Source organism: Stenotrophomonas sp. A3_2 (genome assembly GCF_036624925.1).
Lineage (GTDB): Bacteria > Pseudomonadota > Gammaproteobacteria > Xanthomonadales > Xanthomonadaceae > Stenotrophomonas > Stenotrophomonas hibiscicola.
Genome location: NZ_JAZKVY010000236.1, coordinates 1 through 339, shown reverse-complemented (window position 1 = coordinate 339; position 339 = coordinate 1). Strand labels below are relative to the sequence as shown.

Here is a 339-nt window from a genome sequence, read left to right as displayed (position 1 = left end):
AACGGCCTCGTGCGCCAGTATTTTCCCAAAGGCATGAACTTCGCGGGCATCACACAGGCTGCCATCGCCCGGGTGGAGCGAAAGCTCAACTCGCGCCCGAGAAAGGTCCTGGGATACAAGACACCAAACGAGGTCTTCTTCGGCCCGTAGCCCAGACCAACGCGGCTACCGACTATGCATTTGGAAGTTGAATCCACGTCAGAAAAAGAAGACTTCCCTACCCTCTCCCGGCCTCCCGCCACAACCGATACGCATTGGCAAGCACACTCACCCACGGCGCCACGTGCACGTCCACCACGTTGTAGCTCGGCGCCAGGCGATCGACGTAACCGTGCAGCA

At 59.6% G+C, this 339-nt stretch carries 1 protein-coding gene; it reads left to right on the top strand.

Going from position 1 to position 339, the window contains the following annotated elements; all coding sequences use genetic code 11:
* Positions 1 to 150: transposase (locus tag R5H29_RS08555; RefSeq protein WP_407073525.1), on the top strand; the 150-nt coding region annotated here is incomplete at its 5' end.
* Between the last annotated feature and the right edge of the window lie 189 nt (positions 151 to 339).